Genomic DNA, 7,792 nt, shown 5'->3' on the forward strand with positions numbered 1-7,792 from the left:
ACACCATCATTGCTTATTAAAACTAATTACGATCTCGCCGACTTTAAAGCCGAATTTAAACATCTCAGCCCGGTTTATCAGCACGTCGTCATCACTTAGGAAAAGCCAGTCATCAATCTTAAGGGCGATGGTGCTGCCTTTGTATGGCACTTCCAGTACATAGTCCCAGTGGAAGGCATTTCCGCGTGAAAAGCCTTTGGCCTCGCCGATCACATCACCAGCAGTGCCCACGTATTGATTCGAACCGGTTTTTTTGATCACCCACACGCGCCTGCTTTCTTCACCATCGTCAAACACAAAATCCTCTTCCAAGGTTAGCGTTTTGGTCTTTTCATCCCAGGTACCCAGCAGGTCTACAGAAAAATGGCGTGATGGTGAACCACCCCGATCAAATAATATGCCATATGCCTTGCTATTGCCCTGAAAGTATTCTTCGATTTTCAGGACTTTATCAGACTCTGGCAAGGTCTTGACGCTGGCCGAACAAGCACCCAGAAACATCATCACCATTGCGCTAAAGCCGAAGAAAATAGCCAGTGTTTTGTATTTAGACTTTAGATAGGACATGTCAGTCTCCCTAGCTTAACGTGACGCGCCACCTTCATCATAAATGGCAGCTGCAGCGCCCAAACCAACGCAATAAGCAACAAGCTGGTTACCTGAGAGCCTGGCAAGTTGATCGCGCCAAGATTCGCCGCTGCCGCGTAGCTACCAGCCCCTGCTAACGCGGCCAATACCGACTGCCAAACCACTGGAATTTTTTGCATCCACTCCAGACTGTGATTGAGGCTCAGACTTAAGTGCACCCACAGCAGCACCATCCACACCGGCAAGATGAGCTGGCTCTGATAAGACAATAAACCGGTTGACAGCAACAATAACTCAGATGCAATCCCGATCGGCAAAATCAACATAACCGTGTATATGTCAACTTGGCGCTTAGTTGTCATGATCATATGAATCACCAGCAACAAAAGCATGACAATGATTGCGTTATCTTTCAGCAGCGCAGCACTAAACCACGCCAACTGAAAGATCACGACATTAATGATTGAGAATAGCGGCATGATTAGCATCCTCGTAGCGCGGCTTCTCAGCCACTAGATGTACCGTACTGATCAAACGCTCACGGAAACCACCTTCACAATAATGGAAGTAGAATTGCCACATACGGTAGAATTGTTGATCCAGTCCCAGACCGCTTAACTCGCCACGAACTGCTTTCAATCGCTCTGACCAATGCTTTAAAGTAGCCGCATAATCAAGGCCAATATCGGTGAGACCTACTACCTTCAGATCCGTATTCTTAGCAATCTGTTTATTCATGACCTCAACCGATGGCAGGAAGCCACCCGGGAAAATATAGCGCTGAATGAAATCGGTTTGCTTGCGATAACGGTCGTAACGTTGGTCTGCAATCGTAATCGCCTGTATCAACATTTTGCCCGTCGGTTTTAGCAGACTATTGCAGGTCTGAAAGAAGGTTGGCAGGAAGCTATGCCCGACTGCCTCAATCATTTCAATCGATACTAATTTGTCGTACTGACCAGCGAGATTCCGGTAGTCATCCTTCAGCAAAGTAATCTGGCTTTCCAGTCCTTGCTTCTCAATTTCAGCTTTTGCATAGGCATACTGCTCTTCCGAAATTGTGGTGGTTGTGACGTGCACGCCATAATGTTTAGCTGCATAAATGGCGAAACCACCCCAGCCGGTTCCAATCTCGACCACTTCTTCACCGGCTTTTAGCTGCAGGCGTTGGCAAATATCGTCCAGCTTCTGGAGCTGCGCCTCATGGAGTGTAGTTTCCGGTGTGTTGTAAACGCCACTGGAATACATCATGGTTTCATCAAGAAACAGGCGGTAGAAATCGTTACCTAGATCGTAATGAGCAACGATGTTCTTCTTTGAGCCGGTCTGAGAATTGCGATTCGCCGAATGGAAAATACGCTGAGCAATCTGGCTTAGTGCAGAAAAGCGGTGATCCAAGGTATCCATCATCTCAGAGTTTCTCACCATCACCCGAATCACCGCAGTGACATCCGGACTGTCCCACAAACCATTAAAGTAGCACTCACCTGCAGCGATGGTGCCACCGGTTAACATCTTGGCGTAGACACTGGTGTCATGAACCACCACATGAGCAGACAACGCACTGCCTGCCTGCCCAAAGTGATGCGTCTGGTCCTTTTCCTGAATGGTCAAGTAGCCGTCCTGCATCTTTGCCAGAAGCTTAAACAGAACATTTTTAGCGGTAGACTGCCACCAAGTCGTCTTCTCATTGGTCGCGATACTAACTTGTGAACTTTCCATTACACTATCTCCTTTTGCTTCTTAACATACGGCACATAAGGCACGCCTTTTAGATACAGTTTTGCCGCTTCCCAGTGAATGCCCAACACGGTTTTCAGTGTCATCGCCGGAACGCGAATCAAATTTTTGAGCAGGTTTGCAGTGCTCAGCGCTTGTTGTTGCATGACGATCGTCGCATCGAACAATTTTTCGTTATCGTCGTTGAGGTTTTCGATATTCAGGTACAGCTGGTGATTCAACGGTGTGAAGCGCCAGCGGTAATGCATGTCTTCATTCATGAAAGGCGATACATGAAATACTTTGTCCACTTCCGTGTTCTGTTTTGAATCCACCAGATAGCAATGACGTTCCCCCCAGGGCGTATTGCTAACCTCAGCTAACACATATTGAAGCTCGCCATCCTGATCATGACAGTAATAGAAATTAACCGGACTGAAATAAACCCCGAAACAGCGCAATTGCCCCAGCATAACGACCCGACCGTGAAAGTCATTTCCCCCGAGTTGAGTCACATGTTGCCAAACCTTATCGCGAGTCAACTTGCCCTCGCCCCCCAGATAATCTTTGTGCCTGAAACTCAGTAAGGCCCATTGCTCGACCGCAAAGAGTCTTGAGAATTTCATGCCTTGATTCAACTCGTCTAAATCCAGTGACAACAAAAACATATCGTATTTGAAGGCATGCGCTTTTGGCTGATAACGACGATGTCTCACCCAACCTTTGTAAATCGTACTATTCATGGCTCACCTCGAATCGTTTACACACATCCAGTGCACTTCTCACGCCATCCTCATGAAACCCGTTGTACCAGTACGCACCACAGTAATGAATGCGATCCACACCACACATTGTCGAGCGCAAAGACTGCGCCTCAACCATGTTCAGACTAAACACGGGGTGTGAATACCGGTAAATGCCGATGACTTTGTCAGGGTCAATCTTTTGCGTATTGTTTAAAGTCACACAAAACTGCGGTGCATCCTCGGGCAAGCACTGCAATATATTCATGCTATATGTGACGGAGGCTGGTAACGCACGATCACCGGATAAGTGATAATTCCAACTGGCAACCGCTTCCGGAATCTCAGGCAGTAGTGCTTCATCACGATGCAGAATGACCTCATTCTCACGATAAGGAATACTAGACAAGACGCGTTTCTCAGCTTCGCTAGGTGTTTTCAGAATTTCCAACGCCTGATCACTATGGCAAGCAAAGATCACCTCATCGAAGGTCTGTACCTGACCATTTTCGAGGATAATTTGAATATCAGTCTCTAAACGCACCACTGACTTCACCGGCGTTGATAAGCGTATATTCTCTTCGAATCCACGAATCATCTTCGGAATGTATGCTTTAGAGCCACCTTTAATCGAAAACCATTGCGGGCGATCCGTTATGTTTAACAGGCCATGGTTCTCAAAGAACTGGATGAAAAACTTTAACGGAAATGCTTCGATTTCCCCCAGACTCGCAGACCAGATAGCGGCCCCCATGGGGAGAATGTAATTCTCAGCAAAGTACTGGCTTAGCCGCTCTGACTCTAAAAAGTCTTTCACCGTCAAAGAAGGATCAATATCACCTGTTTTGTTTAACGCCTTGCAACTTCGGTTGAATCGCACGATCTCCATTAACAAACGCCAGAATCTGGGTTTAAACAGATTACTTCGTTGGGCAAACAAGGTGCTTAATGTATTGCCGTTGTAGACCAGGCCGGTAGCTTCATTGGTTACACTGAAACTCATTTCAGTCGGCTGATAAGGCACACCCAGCGCATCCATCATGCCCTGAAAATGTGGATAGGTGTGATCGTTAAACACGATAAAACCTGTATCAATTGCCCAAGGCTTACCATCTGCCTGAACATCAATCGTCGCAGTATGTCCACCAATATAGTCATTGGCCTCGAAGACTGTGATCTCGTGGTTGCGCGACAAATTGTAGCCACAGATCAGCCCCGATATACCTGATCCAATGATCGCTATTTTGCTCATGATTTCACCATACGTAATGCAATCCAGTGTTGAATAGAATGCGGCAGCTGACCGAGCAGCCCCAAAATTGAAGTAAATAAACGTGGTGTTTTGATATGTTTTTTACGCTTGCTCAGACCTCGTCGGATTTCCTCAGATGCCTGCTTAACACTAATCTTCATTGGCATTTCAAAATCGTTCTTGTCTGTCAACGGCGTAGTGACAAAGCCCGGACTGACTAGCGATACATCGATATTGTGCGGGGCTAAGTCCACCGCTATAGACTGAGCTAAATAAGCGATAGCCGCCTTACTTGCGCCATATGCTTCAGCACGGTTGAACGGTAAAAAACTCGCACTCGAACCAACAAACGCCAGTTGTCCACCGGTTTTGATATGAGGGATGAATGCTCCCGCACAATCAGCGGTGCCAATGACATTGCTGTTGATGACCCGCCTGAACAGATCGGTATCAAACGCCATAACATCATCGATGTATTCACAGGTACCAGCATTCAGAATCACCAAATCCAGCGCTTGGCTGTGGTCTCGCCCGATTTCTGCGATTCGCTCAGCATCCGTCAGATCAAACTGTGAGCTATCAATATTGTCATTCGATGACAGCTCAGCCAGTTTTTGTTGGTTTCGTCCACAAGCAATCACTTTCCAGCCGTCTTTGGCATAATCCAATGCCATCTGCTGACCAATGCCAGACGTTGCACCTGTAATCAGAACTGTCTTCATGACACTGCCCTGCGCTTGATGTAACGGATAGCAGAGCCTAAAAGCGGAATGTGCTCATACAGCATCTGTCCCATGTCCACGTAATCTCGATGGTAAGTGACTTTGTCTTTGAACTTGATCTTGGTCACACCGTCCAAGGTGATAGGCTTTTTATTGGCTAAGTCCGGATGCACATAAGTCATGTCCCACGTGAGATACGCAACACCCTCACCACTATCATCCTTTGACTGACCACATTGAACATCAGTGATCCGAATGCTGCTACTAATGAGATTGCCGTACATGCCAGCAAAATATTGCTCCAGCGCAGGCAAGCCTTTCACTTCATGTAAGGCATCTATAAAGACAACATCATCGCTGTAAACGGGTTGTAGTAAATGTAGATTATCCTTATGCAAAGTCTCATACATTGATATAAAATTTTCTACGATTTGCGGTGTATCCATTTTCATTATCTCGACAGCGCGCCTGTTTAGGGACACAATGAATAAATTAATGAATACATGTTGTCAGGGGTAACGTCGACGCAACGTGAAAACAGGGATCTTGTTTTGCAAAAGAAGGGTATTTCTCAAAAACTAATCCGGGCATTTGTGCTGCAAATGCTGTTCATTAGTGTTGTCACTGTAACCGGTGTCTTTGCTGCGGCCATTATTGTTGAGCAGGTCATGATCCGTACCGCACTGGAAGATGAAGCCAAACACTTTTGGCGCGAACAGGCCGCTAACCCTGAGCATGCCGTCCCCAATACCGATAACCTGCGCGGCTACCTTGCAGTTTCGAGTGACTACCGTGGTGTACCACAAGTACTTCGCTCGGTTGATCCTGGCTTTCAACGCGTTGACATGGAGCAACGCAAGCCAATTGTCTATGTGGAAAAGAATAAGAATCAGCGCTTATTTCTGGTATTTGATGAGCGTAACGTGCGCTCACTGTCGTTCTACTTTGGTGTAGTACCACTGAGTCTTGCGCTGATTGTGATCTATCTCTCAGCTTGGTTTGTCTATCGTTCTTCTCGAAAAACCCTGTCACCTCTTATGTCCTTGGCACAAACGATGCGCGGTTTTGATCTCAGCAAAGACAAACTCGACTCTCTTCACTTAGAGGATTACACCCAAAGTGGTGTGGACGATGAGGTGAGCGTACTGGCGGACTCCCTGGATGAATTTACACAGCGACTGAAACGTCAGTTGCAGCGCGAGAGAGAATTCACTCATGATGTTAGCCACGAGCTACGCACTCCGCTCGCGGTGATTCGTGGTTCATTGGAACTGCTCAATAAGCAGCCTGATCTCAACCCACCGTCACGTCGAGCAATACGTCGCATGCGTACCACCTCCGACGATATGCTGTCGATTATTGAGACACTATTGGTACTGGCACGTGACTCTGAATCACCGGATGTGCCTCAGGAAATTACTCAGGTAAATCAGTTAGTCCCAACGATTATCTCGCAAATTGAAAGCACGCATAATGCAGACAAACATGTGTTTATCAGTCTTAAAAGTACAAATTACCTCGAGGTAAAGGCACCCACCCAGGCTGTTGCTATCGTACTGAGCAACCTATTAAGAAATGCCTGTAATTACACTCACGAAGGTACTGTCGAAGTCACCATCACGGACAACCACGTGAGCATTAATGATAGTGGCAAAGGTATACCGGAGGATCAACTCGAACGAATACAACAACCATTCCAACGCTCCAGCCAATTGGTCAGCGGCTACGGACTTGGTTTGGATATAGTAAGACGTTTGTGCGAACGCTTTAAATGGCGTCTGGATATACAAAGTGAATTAGGCAAAGGTACCGTCGTCACGGTTTGGTTCAAATGATGACTGTTGATCCCGACGATCACGGTGTTACCAGTGACACTTAAATATCAAGCATTCTACTGTGAGGAAAACATCTGGCACTTGTGCCAACATCCTGATTACCAAGACGGTCACGTCGTCTTTATCTCTGCACTGGGGGATTATTTTCCCATGTTTCACCAACGTAACGGACGTGGTGAAAACCGGCTCATTTTCTGGGACTACCATGTCGTTTTGCTGCAAGCCGGCATGATTCACGACTTCAATTCCAGCCTTAGTTTTTCAACCCCTATCGAACACTATTTTGATTATTCCTTTGCACTGGAACATCAACTAGAACCACCAATGATTCCCAGATTCAGAGTACTACCTGCCGCCGACTATACTACTTCATTTTTGTCCGACAGACGCCATATGAAGTCTGAATCAGGTTGGCAGGCAACACCACCGGACTGGCCAGCGATTTCTGATAGCTCCAGTAACCTGAAGCAATTCTGCGACATGTCTGACTTTGAATATGGTGATGTACTGACCCAATCAGAGCTTTTGATTAAATACAGCTAAAGCAGACCCAACTGATTAAGCAGCAGGAAAGCCACCCACCTTTACACTATCAGTAAGCTAACCCCAAATTTAGACTAGCTGTCACCGCCACAATCAATAAGCATTATATAAAAACTTGCGGAATCAGCAGCTTAATAGACTACTGACATAATAAAAAATGATAAAACATCTCAAGCAGCTAAATACAGGTGGCGACGTGTCAGTCATTCTTGGCCCGATGCTGTTGCTGTGTATCGTCATAGCAACTGTGAATATGATGTCCACTTACAAAGGCATTCATCATGAGAAACAGGCCACACTTTGGAACGTTATTCAACTAGTAGTCTAAAAATTTAGCTCTGATGGATATCTAATGTAAACTCTTAAACATCAGATTAAGATCATGGTAAA

9 protein-coding genes are annotated in these 7,792 nt (G+C 46.2%); 2 read left to right on the forward strand and 7 right to left on the reverse strand.

All coding sequences use genetic code 11. The features are described from left to right. Positions 1-6: 6 nt before the first annotated feature. The 7 genes from DKW60_RS17810 to DKW60_RS17840 are packed head-to-tail and all read right to left on the reverse strand — an operon-like array spanning position 7 to position 5,476. Entirely contained in the window at positions 7-567 is a 561-nt protein-coding gene (locus tag DKW60_RS17810) for a DUF3833 domain-containing protein (protein WP_245929731.1), read from the reverse strand. Further along, a complete protein-coding gene (locus tag DKW60_RS17815) occupies positions 555-1,067 on the reverse strand; it encodes a DUF2878 domain-containing protein (RefSeq protein WP_181389771.1) in 513 nt (170 codons plus the stop codon). Before DKW60_RS17815 ends, DKW60_RS17810 begins: the two co-directional genes overlap by 13 nt. Next, a complete protein-coding gene (locus tag DKW60_RS17820; RefSeq protein ID WP_109839019.1) occupies positions 1,045-2,310 on the reverse strand; it encodes an SAM-dependent methyltransferase in 1,266 nt (421 codons plus the stop codon). The genes DKW60_RS17815 and DKW60_RS17820 overlap by 23 nt, the downstream gene beginning before the upstream one ends. Continuing rightward, entirely contained in the window at positions 2,310-3,050 is a 741-nt protein-coding gene (locus DKW60_RS17825) for a DUF1365 domain-containing protein (protein WP_109839020.1), read from the reverse strand. The genes DKW60_RS17820 and DKW60_RS17825 overlap by 1 nt, the downstream gene beginning before the upstream one ends. Then, on the reverse strand, positions 3,043-4,302 hold the full coding sequence (locus tag DKW60_RS17830; protein WP_109839021.1) for an NAD(P)/FAD-dependent oxidoreductase: 1,260 nt from the start codon (positions 4,300-4,302) through the stop codon (positions 3,043-3,045). The genes DKW60_RS17825 and DKW60_RS17830 overlap by 8 nt, the downstream gene beginning before the upstream one ends. Then, positions 4,299-5,024 (reverse strand): SDR family NAD(P)-dependent oxidoreductase, encoded by a 726-nt coding sequence (locus DKW60_RS17835; protein ID WP_109839022.1) that lies wholly within the window; start codon positions 5,022-5,024, stop codon positions 4,299-4,301. The genes DKW60_RS17830 and DKW60_RS17835 overlap by 4 nt, the downstream gene beginning before the upstream one ends. Continuing rightward, on the reverse strand, positions 5,021-5,476 hold the full coding sequence (locus tag DKW60_RS17840) for a nuclear transport factor 2 family protein (RefSeq protein ID WP_219988818.1): 456 nt from the start codon (positions 5,474-5,476) through the stop codon (positions 5,021-5,023). The genes DKW60_RS17835 and DKW60_RS17840 overlap by 4 nt, the downstream gene beginning before the upstream one ends. Positions 5,477-5,575: 99 nt before the next feature. Between DKW60_RS17840 and DKW60_RS17845 the strand changes: the two genes are divergently transcribed. Both DKW60_RS17845 and DKW60_RS17850 read left to right on the forward strand, forming a co-directional pair. Continuing rightward, the gene (locus DKW60_RS17845; RefSeq protein WP_181389772.1) at positions 5,576-6,859 is read left to right on the forward strand and encodes a sensor histidine kinase; all 1,284 of its coding nucleotides are present in this window, start codon (positions 5,576-5,578) and stop codon (positions 6,857-6,859) included. A gap of 33 nt (positions 6,860-6,892) precedes the next feature. Next, a complete protein-coding gene (locus tag DKW60_RS17850; protein ID WP_181389773.1) occupies positions 6,893-7,402 on the forward strand; it encodes a protein N-terminal glutamine amidohydrolase in 510 nt (169 codons plus the stop codon). Positions 7,403-7,792 lie beyond the last annotated feature (390 nt).

Source organism: Leucothrix pacifica, from assembly GCF_003172875.1.
Taxonomy (GTDB): domain Bacteria; phylum Pseudomonadota; class Gammaproteobacteria; order Thiotrichales; family Thiotrichaceae; genus Leucothrix; species Leucothrix pacifica.

Excerpts from the sequence above, each read along its gene's own strand:
- DKW60_RS17810 (WP_245929731.1), bottom strand. The coding sequence starts at position 567 with ATGTCCTATCTAAAGTCTAAATACAAAACACTGGCTATTTTCTTCGGC.
- DKW60_RS17815 (WP_181389771.1), bottom strand. The coding sequence starts at position 1,067 with ATGCCGCTATTCTCAATCATTAATGTCGTGATCTTTCAGTTGGCGTGG.
- DKW60_RS17820 (WP_109839019.1), bottom strand. The coding sequence starts at position 2,310 with ATGGAAAGTTCACAAGTTAGTATCGCGACCAATGAGAAGACGACTTGG.
- DKW60_RS17825 (WP_109839020.1), bottom strand. The coding sequence starts at position 3,050 with ATGAATAGTACGATTTACAAAGGTTGGGTGAGACATCGTCGTTATCAG.
- DKW60_RS17830 (WP_109839021.1), bottom strand. The coding sequence starts at position 4,302 with ATGAGCAAAATAGCGATCATTGGATCAGGTATATCGGGGCTGATCTGT.
- DKW60_RS17835 (WP_109839022.1), bottom strand. The coding sequence starts at position 5,024 with ATGAAGACAGTTCTGATTACAGGTGCAACGTCTGGCATTGGTCAGCAG.
- DKW60_RS17840 (WP_219988818.1), bottom strand. The coding sequence starts at position 5,476 with ATGAAAATGGATACACCGCAAATCGTAGAAAATTTTATATCAATGTAT.